The 23,417-nt window shown below is 25.8% G+C and carries 19 protein-coding genes and 2 pseudogenes; 3 read left to right on the top strand and 18 right to left on the bottom strand.

Features of this window, described 5'->3' with window-relative positions; genetic code table 11:
• Nucleotides 1-3 precede the first annotated feature (3 nt).
• From BM020_RS05115 to psmA, 8 genes and pseudogenes are all read right to left on the bottom strand, one after another.
• Nucleotides 4-495: a Brix domain-containing protein gene (locus tag BM020_RS05115; protein WP_067146609.1), complete on the bottom strand. Its 492-nt coding sequence runs from the start codon at nt 493-495 to the stop codon at nt 4-6.
• Nucleotides 496-748: 253 nt separating this feature from the next.
• Nucleotides 749-880 carry a DNA-directed RNA polymerase subunit P gene (locus BM020_RS05110; RefSeq protein ID WP_067146611.1) on the bottom strand — a complete coding sequence of 44 codons (132 nt, stop codon included), beginning with the start codon at nt 878-880 and terminating at the stop codon, nt 749-751.
• Complete coding sequence (rpl37A, locus tag BM020_RS05105; protein ID WP_067146613.1) at nt 881-1,150, bottom strand: 50S ribosomal protein L37Ae; 270 nt, start codon at nt 1,148-1,150, stop codon at nt 881-883.
• Between the two features lie 553 nt (nt 1,151-1,703).
• Nucleotides 1,704-2,495 carry an exosome complex protein Rrp42 gene (rrp42, locus tag BM020_RS05100; RefSeq protein ID WP_067146615.1) on the bottom strand — a complete coding sequence of 264 codons (792 nt, stop codon included), beginning with the start codon at nt 2,493-2,495 and terminating at the stop codon, nt 1,704-1,706.
• A gap of 11 nt (nt 2,496-2,506) precedes the next feature.
• The gene (rrp41, locus tag BM020_RS05095; RefSeq protein WP_067146617.1) at nt 2,507-3,217 is read right to left on the bottom strand and encodes an exosome complex exonuclease Rrp41; all 711 of its coding nucleotides are present in this window, start codon (nt 3,215-3,217) and stop codon (nt 2,507-2,509) included.
• A gap of 563 nt (nt 3,218-3,780) precedes the next feature.
• A pseudogene (gene rrp4 / locus BM020_RS09885) lies at nt 3,781-4,650 on the bottom strand (exosome complex RNA-binding protein Rrp4); the annotation flags it as partial.
• A gap of 248 nt (nt 4,651-4,898) precedes the next feature.
• Complete coding sequence (locus BM020_RS05085; protein WP_074798471.1) at nt 4,899-5,603, bottom strand: ribosome assembly factor SBDS; 705 nt, start codon at nt 5,601-5,603, stop codon at nt 4,899-4,901.
• A 232-nt stretch (nt 5,604-5,835) separates the two neighbouring features.
• On the bottom strand, nt 5,836-6,684 hold the full coding sequence (gene psmA / locus BM020_RS05080; protein ID WP_074798469.1) for an archaeal proteasome endopeptidase complex subunit alpha: 849 nt from the start codon (nt 6,682-6,684) through the stop codon (nt 5,836-5,838).
• An 884-nt stretch (nt 6,685-7,568) separates the two neighbouring features.
• Here psmA and BM020_RS05075 point away from each other — a divergent pair.
• Nucleotides 7,569-9,482: a hypothetical protein gene (locus tag BM020_RS05075; RefSeq protein ID WP_074798468.1), complete on the top strand. Its 1,914-nt coding sequence runs from the start codon at nt 7,569-7,571 to the stop codon at nt 9,480-9,482.
• A gap of 225 nt (nt 9,483-9,707) precedes the next feature.
• Here BM020_RS05075 and BM020_RS05070 read toward each other — a convergent pair whose 3' ends face one another.
• The 6 genes from BM020_RS05070 to BM020_RS05045 all read right to left on the bottom strand — a co-directional run bounded on the left by BM020_RS05070 (nt 9,708) and on the right by BM020_RS05045 (nt 15,246).
• Nucleotides 9,708-10,091 (bottom strand): Rpp14/Pop5 family protein, encoded by a 384-nt coding sequence (locus BM020_RS05070; protein WP_074798466.1) that lies wholly within the window; start codon nt 10,089-10,091, stop codon nt 9,708-9,710.
• A complete protein-coding gene (gene rnp3 / locus BM020_RS05065) occupies nt 10,088-10,978 on the bottom strand; it encodes a ribonuclease P protein component 3 (protein ID WP_067146627.1) in 891 nt (296 codons plus the stop codon). Before rnp3 ends, BM020_RS05070 begins: the two co-directional genes overlap by 4 nt.
• A gap of 202 nt (nt 10,979-11,180) precedes the next feature.
• Entirely contained in the window at nt 11,181-11,621 is a 441-nt protein-coding gene (locus BM020_RS05060; RefSeq protein WP_067146629.1) for an RNA-binding protein, read from the bottom strand.
• A gap of 111 nt (nt 11,622-11,732) precedes the next feature.
• Nucleotides 11,733-12,281, bottom strand: a complete 549-nt coding sequence (locus BM020_RS05055; protein WP_067149014.1) for a 50S ribosomal protein L15e — start codon at nt 12,279-12,281, stop codon at nt 11,733-11,735.
• A 1,035-nt stretch (nt 12,282-13,316) separates the two neighbouring features.
• Nucleotides 13,317-13,862, bottom strand: a complete 546-nt coding sequence (gene rbr / locus BM020_RS05050; protein WP_067146631.1) for a rubrerythrin — start codon at nt 13,860-13,862, stop codon at nt 13,317-13,319.
• A gap of 199 nt (nt 13,863-14,061) precedes the next feature.
• The gene (locus tag BM020_RS05045; RefSeq protein ID WP_067146633.1) at nt 14,062-15,246 is read right to left on the bottom strand and encodes an AAA family ATPase; all 1,185 of its coding nucleotides are present in this window, start codon (nt 15,244-15,246) and stop codon (nt 14,062-14,064) included.
• 364 nt (nt 15,247-15,610) lie between these two features.
• Here BM020_RS05045 and BM020_RS05040 point away from each other — a divergent pair, with 364 nt between their 5' ends.
• Nucleotides 15,611-17,374: a hypothetical protein gene (locus BM020_RS05040; protein WP_067146635.1), complete on the top strand. Its 1,764-nt coding sequence runs from the start codon at nt 15,611-15,613 to the stop codon at nt 17,372-17,374.
• Nucleotides 17,375-17,634: 260 nt separating this feature from the next.
• On the opposite strand, the gene bsh is transcribed toward BM020_RS05040, so the two are convergent.
• The 4 genes from bsh to upp all read right to left on the bottom strand — a co-directional run bounded on the left by bsh (nt 17,635) and on the right by upp (nt 22,798).
• Complete coding sequence (gene bsh / locus BM020_RS05035; protein ID WP_067146637.1) at nt 17,635-18,612, bottom strand: choloylglycine hydrolase; 978 nt, start codon at nt 18,610-18,612, stop codon at nt 17,635-17,637.
• 333 nt (nt 18,613-18,945) lie between these two features.
• The gene (locus tag BM020_RS05030) at nt 18,946-19,719 is read right to left on the bottom strand and encodes an MIP/aquaporin family protein (RefSeq protein ID WP_074798464.1); all 774 of its coding nucleotides are present in this window, start codon (nt 19,717-19,719) and stop codon (nt 18,946-18,948) included.
• Nucleotides 19,720-20,027: 308 nt separating this feature from the next.
• Nucleotides 20,028-21,527, bottom strand: a complete 1,500-nt coding sequence (locus tag BM020_RS05025; RefSeq protein ID WP_074798462.1) for a DUF2193 domain-containing protein — start codon at nt 21,525-21,527, stop codon at nt 20,028-20,030.
• 644 nt (nt 21,528-22,171) lie between these two features.
• Nucleotides 22,172-22,798, bottom strand: a complete 627-nt coding sequence (upp, locus tag BM020_RS05020; protein WP_074798460.1) for a uracil phosphoribosyltransferase — start codon at nt 22,796-22,798, stop codon at nt 22,172-22,174.
• A gap of 407 nt (nt 22,799-23,205) precedes the next feature.
• Between upp and BM020_RS05015 the strand changes: the two are divergent.
• Nucleotides 23,206-23,417, top strand: a pseudogene (locus tag BM020_RS05015) (ISNCY-like element ISM1 family transposase); the annotation flags it as partial.

The following is a 23,417-nucleotide window of genomic DNA, read 5'->3' as shown; positions in this document are numbered from 1 at the left end:
AATTTAATTTTCAACTATTTTTTTAACATTTATTTGAAAATCTATTTGTTCTCCTTTCTTATTTACAAAATAGATTATTGCAAAATTTTTATCATCATCATAATCTGCATAAGATATTCTAATATAATTAGAATCTTGTGGCTGCTTAGTAATTTCAATAGCTAAGACTTCAGCTAAAATATCTAATTCCTTTACACTTGATCTAATCTTTAAATCCTCTGGTTTTATATGAAGACGTTCATTAGTTGTATTAACAGAAACAAGTAATGCTAATTTCTCATTAGCTTCTAAATCATAAAAAGTTAATTTACTTGGATTTCCTTTAATTTGATAAACTAAAACAAGGCTATCATGACCTAATTGAGTAGCTTTAATAAGTAAATCCCTTAAGCTACTTTTTCCTCTATTAGTATAATCAAAACCAAAAGCATGTGAAAAATTCTTACAGAAAGTTCTTGTTTTCTGAGATGGTTTTCTTGATGTAGAAATAAGCATAATAATCCCCTTTTTTATCTTTTTATTAAAATAAGAATTAGAAATAGTAATAATGTATAAAAATTAGTAAAGATAAAAGATCTTAATTTTAATTAATAAAATTAGAAATAGCTAAAATAACTAAATAGCTAATAAAAATAGAAAATGATAAGCTTTAATAAATCCAAAGCTAAAAAGCTAAATAGTTATTAAAAGATAATTATGAAAAATAATTAGTAAAAAATTATTAATAATAAACTAATAATTAAAATAACTATCTTGCTTTTACGATTTTTCTGACTTCTGGAACTTTTTTAAATAAAATCCTATATCTGCATTTAGGACATTTATTTTCCATGTAACCTTTGTGGTCAACTTCAGTTCCACATTCAGGACATTTGTACAATTAGTTTCCTCCAACTAGTCTTTTAATGTTACGACTTGCAGCTTTTACCATAGGAGTTTCAGGTACATATGCTCCACCAGTAAAGACTGTACCACATTTTTTACATTCCCATATTCCAGCACTAACTCTTTTTACATAAGGTCTGTCACATTTAGGGCAAACATGTTTCTTTTTCATGTTTTCTTCGATTTTTTTAACTTGTCTTTTTGCTTTTCTTCCGTATCTAGCACCGAATCTACCAGTAATACCAACTTTTTTTGTTCTTGCCATTTAAAATATCTCCAGTAAAATTGAATTAATTAAATAAGTTATTAAGCTTAAACACCTACAAAGCTTAATCAAACAATATTATTTAATCCTTAATGATCGATAAACAATAAATATGATAGTTAATAAGACATACTCTTGTCTTAAATTATAAGATTAAATAAAAAAATCTGCTTTACTAATTATAAAAGGTTAAAAATATAATTAAAATAAAGACAATCCTCGTTAAAATTATAAATCATTACAACAATTAGACTATAAATTTAACTAATAATATAAATATAGTAATTAAAAGTATATAAAGTTAATGGTTTTCAGCATATTCTAATTAATAAAAATAGCTAGTTTTTATTATAGATTTAAAAAAATCCCTAATTTTTTAATTAAAATATAAAATTAAACTGTTTCTTACCATAAGTATTTATATTAAAGCAATTTTTATAAAAAGATTAAAAAAATAATTAAAAAACATTAAAGAGTAATTACTCCAAACAAATAAAAAAAATTTTGGTCAAGGTTTTTTGGCCGTAGGCCAAAAAAGCTTGGGTTTAAAAACTTAATCTAAATAAGAAAGTAAATCCTCTTTAGTGGTAAATGCCATATGTACAGCATCAAGGATTTCATCCCTAGTTAAAGTTGCTTCTCCACCTTTTTGCATAGAACAAATGTTATTAGCATCACCTGTAACACCGACAGTTATTCTAGCCTCTAAGATTTCTTCCTCTTCTAAACTAGGATCTAAAATTAAGCCATTTCCAATTTTTACAAAAGTGGATAATGCTAATTTATCCCTTACAGGTAAATCCATAGTTTCATCTTCAGATAAAACAACTTCATCATCAAGATATTCTGCAATAGGTAATTTAGTGTTCATTAAAGCAGCCATTACAGCAAGATTAGATGCATCAAAAAGATTTCCATCATAATCAATAACATGTAAATCAATGAACAACATCCATACTTTTTTACCTTCTTCAATACAAAGTTTTTCTAAATCTACTAATTCACTTTCACGAATTCCACGGTCTACTACACGTGCAAGTTCAATAGATTCAGGGCTAGGTGGACCTGATTCAAATCCAGGAGCAGCCATCGGTAAAAGTTCACAATTAGTCATTAATACACCTAAATTAGGAGTATCTGCAAATGGTTCACCGATTGTTGGTTTTACACCTACAATAACTTGGGTGTCACCTAATTTAACTCTCGCAGAGCCTTCTGATTTATCAATTACATTATGTTCAATGAAAATATCCCTTCTTTCATCAAAAGCTCTCCCATCAGCTCTTTTACCATCATTTATAAGTCTAGTAACACTTCTTCTAGTAATTTCTGGTACAATATTCATATTTTCACAACCTAGTCTGAACTATACTTATTCTTTAAAGCTTCATGCTGAATTTCGCTGATTTTTCTACATCCTTCCATAGCTAAATCTAAAGCTTCTTCAAATTCATCTTCACTTAAGTTACCATCTGCTTGAAGTAAAGTAATTTCACCGGTTCTCGGCATGATTGCAATAGGAACATCAGCTTGTCCATCTTTATCTTCTTTTTCAGATAAATCTAATACAATTTGGTCATTTACTTTACCTGCAGCACAACCTACTACAATATCTTTCATTGGAATACCTGCATCAGCTAATGCTACTGCAGCAGCAGTAATTCCAGCACAACGGGTTCCTCCTTCTGCTTCAATTACTTCAATTGAAACGTCTACCATAGATCTTGGGAAAGATTCTAACATTAAAGCAGGTCTAAGTGCATCAGCAGCTATCTTAGAAATTTCAGTTGATCTTCTATCTGGACCTGGCCTTTTACGGTCATCTACTGAAAATGGAGCCATATTATATCTTACTCTAATAACACCAGTATTAGGTTTTAATAAACGTCTAATATAAGATTCTCTTGGACCATATACAGATGCTAAAATTTTATTTCCACCAACTTCTAAATAAGCAGAACCATCTGCTCTTTTCAAGACCCCAGCTTCTATTTTTATTGGACGGAGCTCATCAAAAGCTCTTCCGTCATCTCTTAATTCTTTGTCATTTGAGATAATAAAAAACACCTCTTCAAAATCACATTCAACTAATTATCAAAAGTAATAATAATTCTTTAGTAAAATTAATATAAAAATAATCCTTTTTAAATAATACCTTTTTAATTATACCTTTTTAAATTAATTATTTTAATTAATACCTTTTTAAATTAATTATTTTAATTCAACAACTAAATACCTCTTCTTTGTGAAATGTTTAAAGTAGGAGATTTAGAATTATCTGCACGACTTAAGTCAAAAGAAGATTTATTTTTCTTTTTTTGCTCATTAATATATTCAAAAGTATCTAAAAATTTAGGCTTTTTAGACTTTTCTTCTTTATCTTCTTCATCATCAGAATCTTCATCATCAGAATCTTTGTCAGAATCTTCATCATCAGAATTTTCTTCTACATTTTCTTCAGAATCTTCTTTAGGTTCCTCATCATCAAGAATATCTTCTTCAGAATCTTCATCTTCAGAAATAGCTTCATTAATTACATTTTCAAGCTCATCATCAAAATCTTCAGAATCATCAAATCTTTCTTCTTCAAAATCTTCAGAAACCTCATCTTCAGAATCAGCATCAAAATTGTCTTCCCCAATATCATCAAAGTCATCAGATTCAATATTTTCTAATTCTTCTTCAGATAACTCTTCAGCTAATTCTTTTTCAAGTTCTTCTCTGAAATCCTGAAGTTCAGGTTTTTTCAAGCCTTCTTCAAATAGATCTTCCCTATATTCTTGTTCTACTTGTCCTACTTGTTCTACTTCTTCCTCTTCTTGAGGCAATTCTCCATCAATAAGTAAACAAAGTTTGTTTTTAACTCTATCAGTTAAACCAGAGGTATGAGCTTCTCTTTCGATTAATTTGATGATATTTTTAACAATTTGTTCCATGTCTTCATTACCTTTTATCCAAACAAGACCATTTTGACCAACTATAATTTTACAGCCAGTTTTATCTTTAATCATGTTAATCATAGAACCTTTTTTACCAATTAAACGAGGTACTTTAGTCGGAGCAATATCTATAATGACCCCACCTTTAAATTTGCCCATTCCACGACCTTTTAATCCTAATTTAACCTTTTTCACTTCATCAACATCAACAATTCTTAAGAAAAGAACATCCCCAATATTAAATACTCTACTTAATTCCTTTTTCTCTCTTCCAAATACTTCAGATGCAGGTAAAATACCAGAGTATGGTGAGTTAATATCTACTCCCCACATTGAAAATCTAACATCATCGATTTTACCAATAACTACATCTCCTTTTTTAGGAAGATATTTACTTTTTAAAGGAATTACACTTATTTTCTTATTTCTTAAAGAAATTAAACCTAAGAGTTTGGAGCATATTTTTCCATCATCTTCAAAGGTTCCTCTTCCTGAATAATAATCATCCTCTGCTAATAATTCTCCAGGAACAACTAAATCTTTTTCATTCACATATATCATACATATACTTCCCATAAGAGTATATTAAATTCAACAACACACTAATTAAATACACAATAATATTAATCTAATTAGCAACTTAATTGATAACTAGTCTTTAATTATTATAGGACTATCTAAACCCGATAGATTATTATAGAACTATCTAAACTCGATAGTAAACTAATAATATTTTAATAATCGATAGATTATTATAGAACTATCTAAACTCGATAGTAAACTAATAATATTTTAATAATATTATAGAGTTATTTAATTAATTTAGTTTCAGCTTCTCCTCCTGAGATAGAAGCCATTTTATGATTAAAATCATCTTGAAGACCACCTGCCATTTCTACAATTGCAATCCAAGAGCCATCTTGCTGCCATTCTTCATTTAATATTTTTCCAAATGGATGAATTGCAGAATAAGCACTACCTGCAGCAGTGCTTGGTAATCTAACAGCTATTTTTACTTTTTCAAATTTGATTGGAATTAAAACTTTAATTGCTTTTAAAGCTATTTGAACCTGTTCATCTACAGATTTAAATGCATCAATCTTAACTTTAGCTTCATTTATTGCATTTTCAATTCTGACAGCAGGATGCGGAAGACCATTTTGAGGATTAATACCTTCTCTAGCTATTGTAGCAATAACTTGTTTTCTTTTATCTTCTTGCATTTGTCTTCTTTGCTCAGCAGTTAATTGAACAACACCTTTATGAAGAATTTGACTAGCTACTTCTAAAACATCAGTAGTTTCGAATACTTTGTTCATAGAATCTTCAGAAGCTTTATCTCCTTTTTTAGAATCTTTAAATATTTCTTCAACAGCTAAAATATCTTCAATATCAATTTCTTTTTCATTATCAGGATTTCTAAAGTCTGCAGCTAAATCAGGATCAACTAAAATTTCAAATTTTTCTCCAAAAGATTCTAATCTTGCAATAATAGCATCATCTATATTTACCATGCTTACTCACCTAGTCCAATACAATTTGATAAAATACACATATTTAAAAAAAAAAAAAAATATAAAAATAAAAAGAGAATTCAATGAATTCTCAAATGAAATAAAAAATTTAGAAAGTTGTTAAAATGTTATTTAAATCTATCTAACAATTCTTCCTAAATGTTTATGATTTTTTAAGAATTTCTCTGTAAGAATTAACTTTATTCCAAACTTAGCAGTTTTTCTTAAAGTTTTACTCATCAGAACTTTCTTCAGAATCATTTTCATCTAATTCTTCTTCCTCTTTTTCAGAATCAGAATTTTCTCCTACATCTTCTTCATCATCAGATTCTTCTTCCTCTTTTTCAGCATTTCTCTCAAGAAGAGCCTCAACATATTTAGATACTTCATCATCAGAAAGTTTTTTATAACTTTGAGTATCTATTTCAATTACAGCTATTTCAACACTTTGAGAAGTGGTTTTACCTTCAGTAGCTTCATAAAGTGCATCTAAACCTAAATTAATTGCATCTTCTAAACTTAAGTCATCTTCATATCTTTCTTCAAAGACATCCATAGCTGCTTGTACACCAGATCCAATAGCTGTTGCTTTATATTCAATTAAGGCTCCGCTTGGATCTGTTTCAAATAACTTAGCATCACCACCATTTACTCCACCAATGATCAATGCAGAACCGAAAGGTCTTACACCACCATTTTGAGTATACATTTGTTTCATGTCACAGATCTTCTTAGCAAGTCCACCAACAAGAATTGGTTCATTATAAGTTATTTTATTAATTTGAGATTCAATACGTGCTCGCTCTACTAAAGCTCTTGCATCAGCAACAAGACCAGAAGTAGCAACACCAATATGATTATCAATTTGGAATATTTTTTCAATAGATTTTGCTTCAACTAATCTACTAACTGTTCTTTTATCTACAATAAGAACTACACCATCTTTTGATTTAAGACCTAAAGAGGTAGTTCCTCTTTTTACAGCTTCTCTTGCATATTCTACTTGGAAAAGTCTTCCATCAGGGCTAAATACAGTAATTGCTCTGTCATAGCCAGCATTTTGTTGTTGTAAAGGTTGCATTTAATATCACCTATTTAATTTAAAATTTATCCATTTGTTACTAAATAAATTACACATTCCATTTTAAAATCAGTTAAAATTTATCTAAAAGCATTATTAAAGTTTAAATTCTTAAATTTTAATAGTTTTATTCATACATTCATTATTTTATTTTTTTAAAAGAATCAAACAATAAATATATTTTTTCATTATAAAAATACTAAATCATTATTCATTAAATACTATTTAACTTATTTATCATCTTTATATTATAAATTACAATTATATGAAAAGAATAAATTAAATTTTAACTATAATTTACCTTTAAACAAATTTGAACTAATTTTTAAAAATAAACCAAACATTCTGTTATTTGGTAATATGTATTTTATTGATATTTCTGTCAATAATATATTGTTATAAAGTTATTTATAAATCTTTTTAAAATATTTTATTCATTAAAGCATTATAAACTAAAAATTTAAGAAATTTCTATATCAAACCATTTAAAAAAAATAATTATTAAAGGATCAAAAATTTCAAAAAATGATTTATTAACTAAAATAAGTAAAGATTGACTTATATTTTAAAAAATACTTAAAAATTAAGCTATTTAATAATTTATATTTAAATAATATGAAAAATAAAAGTTATATTATAAATATTGAACAAACATATTAATCTTAAAATATTTTATATTCTAAGGTTTTTAAAAATTATAAGTTTTTATAATTAAATTCTTAAATTTATTAATTCAATTAATAAGTTTCTTAATTGTTTAAATTTATAAAAATGGAGGAAAAATCATTTTAAAAAATAAAAAATTAATTTTAGTAATTAGTTTATTATTTATAACCTTTTTAAGTCTTAATGCTATTTCAGCTAGTCAAATAGAAACTAATCAAATGGAAAATAGCAATTTAGATAAGAGTTATTTAAACCCAGAAGATAATAATCCTAAAGAAATTACAAATAATGAAGAGGTAGCTACATCTCATAGTGATAATGGTGATTTAAAAGAAATCAATAAGGATAATACTTATAGTGATAATGGTGATTTAAAAGAGATTAATGAGGATAATAGCGAAATATCTAATAATATTCTAAAATCTAATGGTGATACTAATAGTTCTAATGAAACTACAACTAATCCATCGAATACAACTACTGGAAAAGATAATACAAAGATCACTGTAAAATCTACATCAGTTGTTAAAGAAAGAAATCTAATCATACACTTATTAAACTCAGAAAATAAAGCACTTGCAAATAAAAAAATTACTATAAGTTTTGCTAAAAAAACCTATACGAAAACTACTGATAAAAACGGTAAAGTAAGTTTAAAAATTAGTTTAGATACTGGTAAATACACTGTTAAGCTTAAATTTGCAGGTGATGAAAATTACACCAAATCTAATAAAACATTTAATATGAGAGTTTATAAGCTTAAAACTAGTTTTATAATACCAAGTACTTCAATCATTAGGGGAAAATATTTTTATGCTTATTTAAAGGATAAAAATGGTTTTGCACTTGTTTCAAAGTCTGTAACTATAAAATATAATAAAAAGACTTATTTTAAAAAGACTAATAAAAATGGTAGAATCAGATTAAAGATTAATTCAAAAGTGGGAAAATATAAAATTAAACTGAACTATAAAGGTTCAAAAACTTACACAAAAGCTAGAAAAGAACTCAGCATAAAATCATATAATGCCAAAACAAGAATTGCTTTTGATAAAAAAAGTGTAGTTAGAAGCAAATACTTAGCTATTAGCATCAAATACAATAAAAATAAGACTTTATCTAATAAAAGGCTAATAATTAATTTTGCAAATAAAAATTACAAAAGAACTACCAATAAACATGGAAAAGCTTACTTTAAATTAACTAAACCTGTTGGAACATACAAAATAAAAGTTAAATTTGATGGTGCTAAAGGTTTCTTAAAATCAAGCATATCAACAAAAGTAAAAGTACTTCCTAATTACACTGCAAAATTTAGTGCTAAAAATAAAACTTCAAATCTTAATTCTGAAAATACTGTTAAATACTATATAAGATTAACAGATCAAAATGGAAATCCACTAGCTGGGGAAAATATTACAATTAAAGTTAAATGTAATAACTTCACATATGGAAGTGGAATTAAAATTACTAAAAAAACAATCGTCTTAAGCTCAGATAATATTGATTCTAAATCCAAAGATAAACAAAGGTTAACAGATATGGCTAAATTACTTAAAGCTAAAGGGTATAAAGTAATTATCTCTGGTATTGGTCCTAATTATCATGTAAGTGATGTTAAGAAGTATAAAAATGCATGTGTCTTTAGTTTAGTTGGGGGTATAGATAGTGGCATGTTTGTAGACATGGCATCTAATTACTATCAAAACTACTTAAAGAAAAACAATAACCAGTTTGTATTAGGTTGTGTAAAATCTCCAAGCGGTATTAATTTAGCTAATAGAACTTGGCTTAAAAGAGCACACGATGATAACTACAGCTTCGAAAGCTTTAAAGGATTGTATTTCCCTGGAAAATACTTAAATAAAAAGGCACGGATCGATTATGTCTATGGACCTAGTCCTGAAGATTTAGTTAATAATTTCTTAAAATATGCTAAAAAGGGAAAAAGCATTGGAATGAATAAAACTCTTCCAGGTCGTTATACAACATATACACTAACTACAAATGAAAATGGATATATACATCTTGATTTACCTATAGGAAATCATACAATAATATCTTCCTTTATTAATAAAAATAAAGGATATGCTGCCGATACTATTACAACTTGGGTAAATGTTATAAAATAAGTAAAAAAACTAAAAAATTAGCACAAGTTAGATAACTGTTCTAAAATAAGTAAAAAACTAAAAAATCAGCTTATTTATTACAAGCAGATGGCCATTGTAAAATAAGTAAAAAACTAAAAAATCAGCTTATTTAATAAATTTAATTGTCTTATATAAATTATTATATAAGATGATTACTTATTTTTTTTTAAAAAAAAGTTTAAGTTTATAAGAATTTTTCTTTTTTTAATCATCTTCTTTAATGAATTTATTTATTCCAGATTTAATAGTTCCTGAGATACCAATTGTATTAATAGCAATTCTATTTTTATTTTTTCTTGTTAAAGTAGAAAGTGCAACTCTCACATCATCTTCATAAGATCTTCTGCATCTTAAAACTGTTTTATAATTAAAAATAGCTTCATTATTTTGGCTAGTTTTACATATAAAATAATGTCTCATAATCCATAAATTAAAGTTACTTGAATGGTTCTCTCCCCAGTACCTAATACATGCATCCCATAGATATGGAAGCATCTCCTCTTTAGATATTTCTACTTCAGACTTGACATCAAGGATTAAATAATGATGATTCTTTCTAATGGTTGGAGGTAAAACTTTTAATTTCATAGTTCATCCTCCCTAAGATCATTTTCCTCATTTATATCATTATACCCATCAATAAATCCATCAAAACCATCATCAAAATCATCAAATTCTTCTAAATCACTATCTAAACTATCATAAGTGTCAGTAAAATCAGCACCATCAATGACTTTAACTCCTTGAACAATCATATTCTTCCTATCTTTATTAAAATCAATAATCTTTTTAGGATAATAATAAAATCCATTATAAATCTCCCTATCACTAAAACCAATTGATTTAAAGAAACTTGAAATATCTCTTGTAGACCTAATATCATAAATTGATTTAGAATCAGTTGTTAGAATAAGAGGGAACTTAAATTTACGATGGAACATTAATATTTCCTTAAAGCTGCTAATTACATTGGTTCTGTATCTAAGGTAGTTATTTAAAATATCTCCAAAAGATAATTCAATAGCTACATTATGCCTTGCAGCTTCTTTTGCTAAAACATGATTCATTCCAGAATCTCTTCTTTTATAGTAAGGTCTTGATAAAACATCAATTTTATAATTCTCACATACACTACGATTGATCTTTAAATCTCCACCTAAACAGCTAATATAGTTAGTTTTATCACGGTATTTATTAGTGATTTTTCTAATTTGATTAGAATTGCCATTTAAAATATTAATCCCCATAGAAAGATTTGCATGTTTAAAATTAGTTTTTTTATTCCTATAGGTTTGATTAAAGTCAATATCTGACAATTGATTAATTAAATCATCTTTATATTGAATAGCCTTATCAAAATTTGAATAAGAATAATTTAAATTAAGATAATCCCATCCAAACTTATTAGCTTCTTTAACTAAAGCTAAATCATTTTCATAATCTTGCCCTCTTAAATTTAAGTCATAAAATTTCATTCGATTACCCTAATTTAGTTTTTAAAAATATTATAAAATTTAATTTTAATTACCCTAATTTAGTTTTAAAAAATATTATAAAATTTAATTTTAATTAGCCTAATTTAGTTTTTAAAATATTAATTAAAAATCTAACATAAAATTATAATTATATAATAATTTATAAAAAGTATTTTAAATAGTTTTAATATTCAAACTATCCTTAAGCATTTTTAATATCTTTTGGAAATATTTCAGAAATCTTATTTATTGCTATTTCTTTTTTAGCAGGATATGCAGCTATTTTAATTTTTAAATGAATGCTATCTCCACCATCTAAGATTTCCCACTCTCCACCAATAGCTTTTTCTTTAGATAGTCTTAAAAATAAATTACCTTTTTCATCCATTTTCCTGTCTAAATCATTAAATAATCTAATTAACTGATCTTTTTCAATTGAATCAATGAGAGTGTTTAAGAATTCTTTTGTCTCTCTTTTTTTAGAAATAGTTCCAGATAAAATAAGCATTCTTTCTTCTAAAAGTCCTTCTACCTCTTCTACTTCTACTTCTGCAGTTGGCAAAATATTTAAAAGAGCTTCTAAAATTTCATCCTTGTCTTCATTTTCATAAATAAAAACACGGTATCTAATATTATGAATCATGATTTAACCTTTAAAAATTAATAAAATAAATAAAAAAGTAGTAAAATAAGTAATAGGTATAAAAATAGTTAAAAAATAAAAAATAAAAAGAAAAGAAAAATTAAAAAAAGATTATTTTAATCTTTTTTCGCTACCTTTTCCTCTATTTCTGCGGCCACGGCCTTTTTTACCAGCACTAGTTAAACCTCTGAGAGCTCTATTTTTGTGCTGTTTTTCACAAATCCAGTTAATTTTAGGGTCGTTTTTAATAGAAGGACTTTGTGGGTCTACTAAGATTACTTCAAAGTATTTGTATTTTCCGTCAGCCCATACCCAGTAAGAGTTTAACACTTCCATGTTAGGGTATTTTTTAGCTACACGTTCTTCACCAATTCTTTGAATAGATTTAGCCATGGTAATTTTGTTTACACCCATTCTTTTTGGTCTACGACCATGTTTGAAACGGATTTTTCTACGCCCACCACGTCTAACTTTTACTCTTACAACTACAAAACCTTTTTTAGCTCTGTAACCAAGTGATCTTGCACGATCAATTCTGGTTGGTCTGTCGATTCTAGTAATTGCAGGCTGTTTTCTCCATACAGGAACTCTTTGCCACATAAGTTCTCTTACATAAGACTCATCTGGATTTTTCCATGCATCTCTAATATATTTATACATCATTTATATAACCTCTTGTTCAGCTTTTCGCCACATCCAAAGGACAATATTTAAAACATTTTTTGATTAATTATATTCGTTTAAATAAACAATGATAATATTTTAATTGATTATTTAATTATTAAGCAAATTCTAAATATTATAGTCCATAAGAGTTTTAATTTAAAAATACACGTTAAAAATTGTTTTAATGTTGAAACATTATAAAAAAGATAGTAAAATTTTTAACGTAATTATATATTTACGACTAATCATTTAAAAAGTTTTTGTATGAATTTAAAGTTTTTAAAGCAAAAAATAGTTTTTTAAAATTATCAAAAAGAAAAAATTAAATTTAAAAGAATGATTAGTATCTAAGTTATTAATATACTATTATTTCAAAATAAACGAACAAATATTCTCTCTATAAAAAAAGTGGAGTAAAACTCCACTAGCAGGATTCAATTTTAAATAATTAAAATTGAAAATTCCAAAACACTTTATATTACAATTGTAAATAATAATATTTAAATTTATCTTTTAAATGAAAATTTATAAAATATAGGCAACTTAAAAACCAATAATTTAAATTAGAAATTTAAAAAAATTTTATTCATAATAAAATTAAATAAATGCTAATATGAATAGATCCCAATAAAATAAAGAAAATACTCAATTTTAAAAGAAAATCCACCATAGATATCACCTCCCAACAACAGTCAGGAAAAAATGTTTTGGAAATTCCTGCTAATAAAGTTCTGATATCTAGATAAATTATTCAATTAATAAATTGCCTAAAAATAGTTTAACAATACTTATAAATAAAATTAACTATTTTAAATAGATATTTTTACAAAATAACATCAATTTAATCGAAAAAAAACAATTTAACGATAAAATGAAATTTTTTAAAATAAATGAAATATTATAACCAATCAATTTAAAAAAAAAGAATCAGTAAAAATATAATTTAAAAAAGCTAAATTTAAAAAATATTTGTAAAAAAAGAAATAAAAATAAAAAAATAGAAAAAATAAAAAGAAAAATTAAAAAGATCTAGATATAGCTAGTGTCTTTTTTTCTAAAGTGTGCTTGTGGGTGATCGCATAATGGGCAAACTTCAGGAGCTTCTTTTCCATAATGGATGTATCCGCAGTTATTACATTTCCATGTAATTTCTTCATCTTTTTTAAAGACTTTATCTGCTTTAATTTTATCGGACAATGCATTATATCTGTCTTCATGTGCTTTTTCAGTAGCACCAGCTGCATCAAATAAGTCTGCAATATCATCAAATCCTTCTTCACGTGCAACTTCAGCAAATCCTTTATACATAGAAGTCCATTCTTCATGTTCGCCAGCAGCTGCATCTGCAAGGTTATTTAAAGTATGTGGAACACTTCCACCATTTAAAAGCTTGAACCATACCTTTGCATGTTCTTTTTCATTATCAGATGATTCTTGGAAAATTTCTTTAATTTCAACATAACCATCTTTTTTAGCTTGAGATGCATAAAACTCATATTTTACACGTGCTTTAGATTCACCTGCAAGTGCTGCTTTTAAATTTTCTTCAGTTTTACTTCCTTTTAAATCTGCCATAATAATCTCTCCAAATAAAAAATTAAGAAACTTTTTAAACTAATCCTAATTTAAATAAACATATAAAAAGAATAATGGATATTATTTTTAATATTTAGATTTTAGTATTAGTTATTAATAGTTTAGTTTTAGAATATAAAAAATTTTTGAAATGTGACAATGATTTAAAAATAGCTTTTCTTACTAGCATGATCTATTTTTAAGCAGGATATATTCCATCATTATCATACTTTATTTCTAACCAAGTTTTAAGCATATCATCAGATAAGACATATTCCTTATTAAATTTATACTCTATAACACCTTTATTCATAAGTGAATCAATATATTTTGTAATTGTTGATTTAGCATAGCTGAGATTATTATTCAATAAAGACCAAGTAACATTGCCATTCTCAACCATAAAAATAATTATCTCCTTTTCAACTGAACTTAATGTTCCCCAAACATATAGCCACATAATGACAATTTGATCAACATTTAACAAAAGTGTTTCTTTAATTAGTCCTTCATCACATTCAACATCTGTAGGTAAAATTGATGATAAACTATTAATGTATGCAGGAATACCTCGAGTACATGCGTAAAATCTTTCAAAACCTTCTTTGCTAAATTTTAAACTAGGTAAACGTTCGTTTAAATATTCTTTAGTTTCTTCTTTACTAAATGGATCTATGTTAAACTGCAACATGCGCCCTCCAAAAGCCCCATTTTGACCATTAATCATATTAATTATTTCACCAGTTTGAGAAACAGAACCTGTGAAAATATAGCTTACATTAAATTGTTCTTGAGTGTAAGTTCTAATTAGCCAAAAGAAAGCTTCTGGATTTTTTAAAGATTTCAGTAATTGAAATTCATCGATTACAATAATAAAACCACTAATATTATCAGATGAATCAACTATTCTTTGAGGAAGTTCCATTACAAATTTACTTAATTTTAAATAGTTATCTTTTATTTCTGGTAATTGAATATCTGATAAGTTAATGTTGCTGATATCATAATCCTTCAGCTCCAATTGTTTAAAAAAATTAGAAATATTCCCTTTAACTTTAGTTAAAATATTTTCATTTTTAATAATTGCCTCATTAATTTTATTTAAAAGTTCTTTCATTAGTTCTTCTTCAGTTAGCTCCCCTTTTTGACCACCATAAGTTTTTGATAAGTCAAGGTATATAGTCAAGTATTTTTCTGGTTGGTCATTTAAAATCTTTTTAAGTAGAAATGTTTTTCCAACTCCACGATAACCAGTTATCAAGATCTGATTTGCAATATCCATTTCTAATAAAGATAAGTTAGCATTGATTTTTTTGATTTCTTTTTTTCTGTTAAAAAAATATTTATTAATGTCTTTTGGTATTGATATAGGAAGAGAGCTCATATGATTACCTCATTTTATATAATATCATATATTAATTTAATACTTATTAAGTTTTTTCATTTAGGACTGTATAAAATAATGCGAACTTATCCAAATTTTACGAACAAAAACTTTAGTTCATAAGAAATAACTAAGTCCAGATAATACTAACTTATCTAAACTTCATGAACTAAAACTCGAGTTCGCCAAAAACGAACCAGTCCAAATCATACAAACCAAAAGGATTCATAAAAAAGCAATGCAAAAAAGAATTAAATATTGAGTTATAATAAAAAATACTAAATAAATTCTAATAGATAATTAAAGATAAAAATAATTATACTAAAAATAATAGAATAAATAATAAAATGAAAAGATAGATAAAATGAAAAAAGAAGAAATTAAAAAGAAAACATTGCTTGCTGTAATAATCATACTATTTTTAGGAATATACGGTTTTTTATTTGGAATAGAAAACCTTCCACTTGGCTTAATGATACTATTTATAGCAGTGCTCACTTTAGACAAAGATCTTTCTTTTAAACCTAAAACCTCTTTTTTAAAGATTTTATTTGCATTATGGGCACTTACACTTATTGCTTTTTATAATTCCTATCAAACAACAGCCATAGGAATAATACTTAATTTTTTAGCTGTTTTTAGCATAACATTTAGTTCCTATTATTTATTTAGTAAAAATTCATATATGGGATATTTAATTGCTTATTTTATAATGTTATCTAAGCCTATAACTATTGATTTACTTACAATGAGGCTTTTTTCACTTTTATTTGGTGCAGCATTTATAGTTTTATTAAATATTATCATAAATCACACAAAAGAATATAAAAGCTCAAAAAGAACTATAGATAAGCTATTAAATGAAATTGATAATGCAATTGATTTAAAACTAAAAGATAAAGCTGTTGATAATATAAGCTTCAATGTGCAGAAAAGCTTTTATCTTAGCATATTTGATAATCTAAGCTATAAATTAATTGCAACAAAAAAACAAGAACAAGTTTTAAACATAGTGAAATCACTTCAATATATAGGTATTTTAATTGCTAAAGGTGATTTTAATAAAAATGAATTAAATTATATGAAAAACATTTTAGAAAAATTAAAAAACAAAGAAGAGATTGAATTAAATTACAATGATATAAAAACAAAAGAGATGTATTTAGTTCTATTAAACTTTAAAGTGATTAATAATGAACTAAACAAGAAAATAAAAGAAAATAAAGGTATAGAATTAGATAAAAATTATATTAGTCAAAGAGTAAAAAATTTTTTAAAATTTTCATTTTCAAAACATTCTATTAAATTTAGTTTTGCCTTAAAGATGGCCTTTATAACAATTTTATGGCAAATACTGGGATTTGTATTTGACCTTGTATATATTAAGTGGTTATATTTTACATCTGTTGTAACTCTTTTACCATATACAAATGACATGATAAGAAACTATAAGATTAAGTTAAAAACTACCTTTTTAGCAATCATTCTTTTCATTATTATGATAGTTTCAGTACAGTTGATGAATTTCCTAGTGTCTGATATATTAATTATAATAGCTTTAATTATTCTATTTTATTTATTAATCTTAAAAATTGATGATTTATTTTATAGAAGCACATTGACAGCAATTTTATCTCTAACTGTATCATTAAAATATATTCCACTAGCTTTAGCTCTTCCATTAAAGATTATTTGGACTTCACTTGCAATTCTTGTATCTTTAGTACTTAGTTTAATTATAATGCCTTATTCACTAGAAAAAGAATCTCAAATCAATATGAAACTATACCAAAAAGCAAATAATAAGCTTATATATCTAATTAAGGAAAAATGCTTAGGGACTGGTGTTGATGAAAAATATTCTCTAATTGTTATAGCTAATCTTTTAAGTGAGAACATTGAGGAAAATGAAATCCATAAAAAACAGAAAGAAATAAATGAATTAGCTAATGCAATGCTAAATTATTTAGAAATAATTGAATTAAATGAAGGTATGAAAGAGAATATAGTTAAAATAATTAATAAAGAAGATATTGATATTGAAAAAATAGAAGATATTAAAGAAAAAATGCTTTTAAATACAATAGCATATATTATTAAAGAGAATCATTTGACTAATTACAACTAAAATATAATCATTTCTTTTCTATAAGATTCAAGATTAATAAGTCCAGCACCAGTTAAATATTATAGAAATAATACTGATAAAAAAGTAAAAAAGCTAAAGGGTTTTTTAAAAAAATAATACTAATAAAAAATTAAAAAAAATGAGATTGTAAAAAAGTTTAGGCTTAAAAATAAAAATTTATTATTTATTTATAAATAAAATAATTAAAAATAAATTTAAGCCTATAAAATTTTATAGCCTCAAAAAAATAAAAAATTAAATTAATTTATAAAGTTAATTTGTGCTTCATCAATAAAAGGATAAACAATCAAATTATCCCCATCAAGATTTTCCTTATTTAAATCAACTGCAGTTATTTGATGATTATAATATGTTTTATAATATAAGATACATTCATCTGTATTATAGCAAGATGTATAAATAGTATATTCATATACATCTGGATCATCAATAAATGTTAAACCTTTTTGTTGTTCAACTGATGATAAAATATGGAAAAATTGAGAAACACTTTCTGATTCACCAGTCTCAGAAGTTGAATTTTCACGAGTAAATGCTGCTTTTACAAACCTTGATAGAGAAGACAAATCACCAGGAAGTCCAATAGCACCCATACCTCTACTATAAGCATCTAATTCTAAATTTTTAGAAAAGGTATTTTCTGGTGTTTTAATAGATAAATTCCTATAATTATTTAAATTAAATAATTGTATATCAAAGGTTGGATTATTAGTTAAAACTCCAACAGGGTTATCATAAACTTTCAATCCATCTTCCAATGGTTCCACAATAATAGAAGAGTTCTTGTCTGATATCATCCAATGAAGTGGAGATAAAGGTAAACTTTCTGAAAAATTAATATTTACTAAATTAAGATTTTCAAGTAAGTTTTTTACATCTTCTATAGAATCTGCTTGAGATAATAAATAAGGAATAAATTCAAATGGAGTTACATTTACCATATCCTCATCTATTTCTCTATAAACAGCATTGCCTGCAAAGTTAAGCCCTGCAATAGCTACTCCTTTTTCATTACAAGCATCATAATATAAAGGATATTCATCAATACCTGCAGCTATTCCTATAATTGCATAATGAGATTCCATATCTTCTATTTTTCTGAATTTAAACTCATAATTTCTTGGAGTTATACAAACTCTTTCATTGTATGAGATTTCATAGTCAAAATTTCTACCAAAATAATGATTTTCTGTAAAATATTCACTTGCAGTACACATAAATAATTCTCCAAATTAAAAAATAATAAACTTTTCTAAAAGTTTAAAAGAATAATAAACTTTTCTAAAAGCTTAAAAGAATAATAAACTTTTCTAAAAGCTTAAAAGAATAATAAACCTTTTAAAAGCTTAAAAAAATAATAAACCTTTTAAAAGCTTAAAAAAATAATAAACCTTTTAAAAGTTTAAAAGAATAAAAAACTTTCTAAAAGCTTAAAAAAATAATAAACCTTTTAAAAGTTTAAAAAAAAATAAATCCAAGTTTTTAACTTATTATTAGTTATAAAAATTTTAATCAAGTTTTTTTGGCCGAAGGCCAAAAAAGCTTGAGTGTTATTCTTTGAAAGGCTGCGGTAATGCACAAGCATCGTTTCCTTTAGCTAAGTAAGTGTATACTAAAGCTGCAAGGATACCGCCAACAATAGGTCCAACTAAATAAATAGGATAGTAAGCCCAGAAGTTAGTTCCACCAAGTAAAACATCCATTAAGTAAGGACCAAAGGTACGTGCTGGATTAATAGAAGCGCCAGTAAATGCACCGAGTACAACGATTACAGCAGTTACAGTCATACCGATAGAAATACCTGCAAATCCAGGTTCTGCTTTCTCATCAACTGCAACACCCATAACAACAAGTACTAAGAAGAAAGTACCAATACATTCAGCAATCATAGCTGGAATATAACCTACATTTAAACCAGGAGCAGTAGCACCTAATCCTCCAACAGTTACAGCAGGAGAACCTAAACATAGATATAATAATAAGCTACCTAAACATGCACCAATAACTTGAGCTAAAATGTAGTAAACACTATCTTTTAAAGAAATATTTTTACTTACAAGTAAGCCAATAGTTACTGCAGGGTTTAAATGTGCACCAGATATTTTTCCAAATAAATAAATACAAGCCATTACAGTTAAACCAAATGCTAATGCAATAGCTATCCAGTCTCCAAGACCACCTAGTAATCCAATACCTGCAGTTCCAGGACTTACACTATCAGAAATAAGTAAAGTTACAACAGCAGCACCTGTACCAAAGAATACAAGGAAAAGCGTTCCTAAAAGTTCTGCTAAGAATTTCTTTTCAATATTACAAGAAGCCATATTTTCCCTCCATAATTAATTTTAAATAGTTTATTAAATCTAAAAGCTTTAATTAAGATAAGAATTAAATTAATTAAACATTAAAAGAAATAAAAAATAATTAATCATAGGACTAATTAAATTCTATTTAAAAAAATAATTAATCATAGGACTAATTAAATTCTATTTAAAAAAATAAAAAATAATTAAGATAAAAGTTTAATTAAATTTAAATTTATAAATTTCTCTTTTTGAGATGTCTATAAAGATTCTATTTTTGAAAAACAATTAAAACCTCTACAAATCATATTTTGAAAAACAATTAAAAGCTATACAGATTCTCTCCATTGACAGTATTCATGTTTAGCATCAACTAAGGTTGAAGATGCACAGTTTTTACAGCCTCTTACAGGAGAGCCAGGTACATCTTTATTAAGTGCAATTACGTTTGTCATCATAGTTGCAGTTACAGGTTCTGAAGTAAGTAAACATGGATAATCTGCAAGTCTCATAAGTGAGGAGAACCTTACTGTAATACCACATGCAGGATAGGTGTATCTTTGTGGGTTCATAAGAACTTCATTATGTTTAATTGCACCTAAATCAACAGCAAATCCATTGATTATAGGAATGAGTTCAAGGTTTTCACTGCTTCTTGCTTTTCTAGCTCCACTGATAGCATTGAAACCTCTATAAATCATGTCCATAAAGTCACAGTTGTGTAATTCTGCAGCTGCTCCTCTAGTAGGGTATTGTTGTACATAGTTGTGGAATCTTTTATTTAATAAATCTACAACCATAGGAGCGTTAAATCCATCTAATTCAAGGATATATTCAGTTGCACATGCAGTTGCACCAGTAGCTAAGTTCAATACTTGAGATGGGTGTAAGAAATTGTCAACATTATCTCTTAAAGTAGATTCCATAACTTTTGCAGTTGCTTGTATAACCGCTAAGATTACATCATCTTTACACATATTATAGCTTGCTTGACCAATGTGGTGACCAATATCACCTACACAGTAAGCTGGAACAGTTACAATGTTACCATAATGTACACCATCATCCATTGCTGCTTTAACAACATCTCTCATTTCTTTTTTGTAATCTAACATGAACTTTCTTACATCAAAGGAGGAATGGCCTGCATCATCCATTAAAGTACCTTGAGCTTCTATAGGTTCTCTATAGATCATTTGTAAAGCTTCAATTTCTTTTGCAGTTGCTTCAGCTGCAGTTGCACCAGCTTCAAGAGCATTAGTAAATGCATCACCAATACCATAAGAAGTGTTCATACCCCAAGATTTAGCAGATAAAATTGCTTGTTTATGGGGAGTTGGTATATTAACAGTTTTTAAGATTTGGTTTACTACATTAGAGGTACTACCAGGCATTAAAGCAAAGTCCACTACACAAGTAGGACCATAGAATCCACCATAACGACGAATAGATTCTTTTGCAACTAATGCTTCATTATCAGCAATAGATTTAATAAATACATCTAAACTGTCTGCAAAGTCACCGTCTTCCTCACATAAAATTTCAAGGACTGGAGGAGTTTGAAAATGTTCAATAAAAGGATCATCTTCAGGTATTATTGTATCAGCAATAGAACTTAATACTTTGTAATGGCTTGCTACAGATTTTTTGTGTAAGTTAATTACAGATTCCGCTTGATTATCAAGACAAGTCATTTCAGCTACTGCATCTGCATAAGGTTTTGCATCAGTGATTTTAAAGTCATCATATCTGTTTTCAGAAATTACTTCAATATCTGCTTTTAAAGCAGCCATTGATTCATTAATCATTTTTTCATATAATTCTTTCATCATAACACCACATTATATAAAAAATTCGACCACTACTGTTTATTTTATTTAAAAGGCTAAATTAAATTAATTTATTTTAAAAAATTAAATTAAATTAAATTAACTAATCTAAAATATTAAATTAAATTAATTCATTTAAAAAATTAAATTAAATTAAATTAACTAATCTAAAATATTAAATTAAATTAATTCATTTAAAAATTTAAATTAAAATAAACAATCAAAGATTAAGATTATATTAAAAAAATAGATTAAAAATATTTAAATTAAATAAAAATAAAAATTTATCTTTATTTTTATGAAATATTGAATAAAAATCTAATTAATAATAATCTTTTCATATATAATAATTATTTAAATAAATATATAAATTTATTGAAATAATTCTAAATTAAGATTAATATAAGTTATTTTTATATAAAAAATAGGTCAATGAAATTATTTAAAAAAAATTATTAAAAATAATTATAATCGAAATGGGAAAAGTAAAATAAATACTAAAAAAAGAAGTATTAAAATTTATCCAAAACTTTAATTTAAAAACCAAACAAGTAAAAAAAAGTAAAAATTAAGCCTAGATACTCATAAAATTAATAAAATTTTAACTAAGGTTCTAAAGACAAAGCTTTAAAAAGTTTAGGTTGTTATTTTGTACCATATATCCTATCTCCAGCATCTCCAAGACCTGGAACGATATATTTATTTTCATTTAATCCTTTATCTACTGTTGCACAGTAAATTTTAACATCAGGGTGATTTGCTTCAATAACTTTAATTCCCTCAGGTGCAGCAACAATAGATAAAAGTTTAATTGCTTTAACACCGTCTTCTTTTAATCTATCAATAGTTGCTGAGGCACTTCCGCCAGTTGCAAGCATAGGATCTATAATCATAGCTATTCTATCAGCAATGCCATCAGGCATTTTATAATAATATTCAACAGGCTGGAATGTTTCTTCACTGCGATAAAGACCAATATGACCTACTTTAGCATTAGGAATTACATTAATAATTCCTTCAACCATACCCATACCTGCTCTTAAGATAGGTACAACTGCATAATTATCTTCATTTAGTTTAGCTGTTTGCATCTTCTCTAAAGGAGTTTCAATTTCTGTCGCTTCAAGTTCAGCATCTTTAGTTGCTTCATAACATAAAAGAGTGGATATCTCTGTAACAAGTTCTCTAAACTCTTTAGTACCTGTATTTATATCTCTTAAAATAGCTAATTTATGTGTAATTAAAGGATGATTTAAAACAATTTCATTCATATTTTATCTCCATGAATTTAAAATAAATAAATAAATTTTAATTATTTATATTTATGAAAAAAATAAAATAAATAGATTATTATTTTTAAATTTGAAAAAGATAAACTTAATAGTTAAAATCATATCAATAAAATTTAATTAAAAAAATAATAATAAACTTTCTAAAAATTATTATAATATTCTATAAAAAAAATTTAAATTTAATATAAGCTTATATAAACAGTTTAAGGGTGTCCGCCAAAAATATATTTTTTTAAATTTCTTGAGACTGTAAAATTTTATAGGCTTTTTTTATTTTTTTATTTTTTTCTTCGTTAAATAAAAATAGGTTATTTTTTTCTTTAATTTTGAAATAAAGGATTTAAAAATAGTAAATTATTTAAATAAGTGAGGACAAATAATATTTTATGACTAAACAAAACAAATTTGTCCTCAATACTAATATAAACTTCATACAACTTAAACTTTTTGATTTTAAAAATGAAAAAATAAATCCCAATGAAATTATTGAGAAAAGGCTCAATAAAAGACCAAAAATTAAAAATAATAATCAAAAACTATTTTTAGATGAAAATAACACATTTTCATATGTCAATCCAGTTTGTCCAGTATGTGGATC

Origin of the sequence: Methanobrevibacter olleyae, assembly GCF_900114585.1 — an archaeon.
Taxonomy (GTDB): Archaea; Methanobacteriota; Methanobacteria; order Methanobacteriales; family Methanobacteriaceae; genus Methanobrevibacter; species Methanobrevibacter olleyae.
Note: the sequence above shows the minus strand (reverse complement) of the source record. Positions and strands in the feature narration are given on the sequence as shown.

What these genes read in the sequence shown, in the direction of transcription:
- BM020_RS05115 (WP_067146609.1), bottom strand. Translation starts at nt 495, where the DNA reads ATGCTTATTTCTACATCAAGAAAACCATCTCAGAAAACAAGAACTTTC.
- rpl37A (WP_067146613.1), bottom strand. Translation starts at nt 1,150, where the DNA reads ATGGCAAGAACAAAAAAAGTTGGTATTACTGGTAGATTCGGTGCTAGA.
- rrp42 (WP_067146615.1), bottom strand. Translation starts at nt 2,495, where the DNA reads ATGAATATTGTACCAGAAATTACTAGAAGAAGTGTTACTAGACTTATA.
- BM020_RS05085 (WP_074798471.1), bottom strand. Translation starts at nt 5,603, where the DNA reads ATGGTAAATATAGATGATGCTATTATTGCAAGATTAGAATCTTTTGGA.
- psmA (WP_074798469.1), bottom strand. Translation starts at nt 6,684, where the DNA reads ATGCAACCTTTACAACAACAAAATGCTGGCTATGACAGAGCAATTACT.
- BM020_RS05075 (WP_074798468.1), top strand. Translation starts at nt 7,569, where the DNA reads ATGGAAAATAGCAATTTAGATAAGAGTTATTTAAACCCAGAAGATAAT.
- BM020_RS05070 (WP_074798466.1), bottom strand. Translation starts at nt 10,091, where the DNA reads ATGAAATTAAAAGTTTTACCTCCAACCATTAGAAAGAATCATCATTAT.
- rnp3 (WP_067146627.1), bottom strand. Translation starts at nt 10,978, where the DNA reads ATGAAATTTTATGACTTAAATTTAAGAGGGCAAGATTATGAAAATGAT.
- BM020_RS05060 (WP_067146629.1), bottom strand. Translation starts at nt 11,621, where the DNA reads ATGATTCATAATATTAGATACCGTGTTTTTATTTATGAAAATGAAGAC.
- BM020_RS05055 (WP_067149014.1), bottom strand. Translation starts at nt 12,281, where the DNA reads ATGTATAAATATATTAGAGATGCATGGAAAAATCCAGATGAGTCTTAT.
- rbr (WP_067146631.1), bottom strand. Translation starts at nt 13,862, where the DNA reads ATGGCAGATTTAAAAGGAAGTAAAACTGAAGAAAATTTAAAAGCAGCA.
- BM020_RS05045 (WP_067146633.1), bottom strand. Translation starts at nt 15,246, where the DNA reads ATGAGCTCTCTTCCTATATCAATACCAAAAGACATTAATAAATATTTT.
- BM020_RS05040 (WP_067146635.1), top strand. Translation starts at nt 15,611, where the DNA reads ATGAAAAAAGAAGAAATTAAAAAGAAAACATTGCTTGCTGTAATAATC.
- bsh (WP_067146637.1), bottom strand. Translation starts at nt 18,612, where the DNA reads ATGTGTACTGCAAGTGAATATTTTACAGAAAATCATTATTTTGGTAGA.
- BM020_RS05030 (WP_074798464.1), bottom strand. Translation starts at nt 19,719, where the DNA reads ATGGCTTCTTGTAATATTGAAAAGAAATTCTTAGCAGAACTTTTAGGA.
- BM020_RS05025 (WP_074798462.1), bottom strand. Translation starts at nt 21,527, where the DNA reads ATGAAAGAATTATATGAAAAAATGATTAATGAATCAATGGCTGCTTTA.
- upp (WP_074798460.1), bottom strand. Translation starts at nt 22,798, where the DNA reads ATGAATGAAATTGTTTTAAATCATCCTTTAATTACACATAAATTAGCT.